A 1265-nucleotide genomic window follows, 5' to 3' on the forward strand; every position below is an offset into this window, starting at 1 on the left:
CCGCCGCGAGCCTGCGAGCGGTGGGGGGCAGGGGGTCCTCCGTCAGCTCAGGCGCTCGAGCACCATCGCCATGCCCATGCCGCCACCGACGCACATCGTCTCCAGGCCGAAGGTCTTGTCCTTGGTCTGCAGGCCGTTGATCAGCGTGCCGGTGATGCGGGCGCCGGTCATGCCGAACGGGTGGCCGACGGCGATCGCCCCGCCGTGCACGTTGAGCCGGTCGATGTCGATGCCGAGGTCGCGGTAGCTGGGGATGACCTGCGCGGCGAACGCCTCGTTGATCTCCACGAGGTCGATGTCGCCGATGCTCATCCCGGCACGCTGCAGCGCCGCCCGGGAGGCGTCGACCGGTCCGTAGCCCATGATCTCCGGGGAGAGCCCGGTGACGGCGGTGGAGACGATCCGGGCCAGCGGGGTCAGCCCCAGGTCGCGGGCCTTGGTGTCGCTCATGACCACGACCGCGGCGGCACCGTCGTTGAGCGGGCAGGCGTTGCCCGCGGTGACCCGGCCGTCGGGGCGGAACACCGGCTTGAGCCCGGAGACGCCCTCCAGCGTGGTGCCCGCCCGCGGCGTGTCGTCGGTGCTGACCACCGTGCCGTCGGGGGCGGTGACCGGGGTGATCTCCCGCGCCCAGAAGCCGTCGGCGATCGCCTGCTCGGCCAGGTTCTGGCTGCGGACGGCGAACTCGTCCATCTCCTGCCGGGAGACGTCCTTGAGCAGCGCCAGGTTCTCGGCGGTCTGGCCCATGGCGATGTAGATGTCGGGCAGCTCACCGTTCTGTCGCGGGTCGGCCCAGGCGTCCGCGCCGCTCTCCGCGGTCTTGGCCACCCGGGCCTGCGCGTCCTCGAACACCGGGTTCTTGGTGTCCGGCAGCGAGTCGCTGCTGCCCTTGGCGAACCGGGACACCATCTCCACGCCGGCGGAGATGAACACGTCGCCCTCGCCGGCCTTGATCGCGTGCATGGCCATGCGGGTGGTCTGCAGCGAGGAGGAGCAGTAGCGGGTGACGGTGGTGCCGGGCAGGTGGTCCATGCCGAGCAGGACGCTGACGACCCGGCCCATGTTGTACCCCTGCTCGCCGCCGGGCAGGCCGCAGCCGAGGATCAGGTCGTCGATGTCGGTCGGGTCCAGCGCCGGCACCTTCTCCAGCGCCGCCCGCACGATCGTGGCGGTGAGGTCGTCGGGGCGCAGGTCCTTGAGCGAGCCCTTGAAGGCGCGGCCGATGGGCGAGCGCGCGGTCGCGACGATGACGGCTTCGGGCATGG

General features: G+C 71.7%; 1 protein-coding gene. It reads right to left on the reverse strand.

Annotated elements, in window-relative coordinates:
* Nucleotides 1–42: 42 nt before the first annotated feature.
* The coding region (locus MY520_RS27865; protein ID WP_436695946.1) for an acetyl-CoA C-acetyltransferase at nucleotides 43–1265 on the reverse strand (1223 nt) is incomplete at its 5' end.

The organism is Geodermatophilus sp. CPCC 205506 (assembly GCF_051383635.1).
Taxonomy (GTDB): domain Bacteria; phylum Actinomycetota; class Actinomycetes; order Mycobacteriales; family Geodermatophilaceae; genus Geodermatophilus.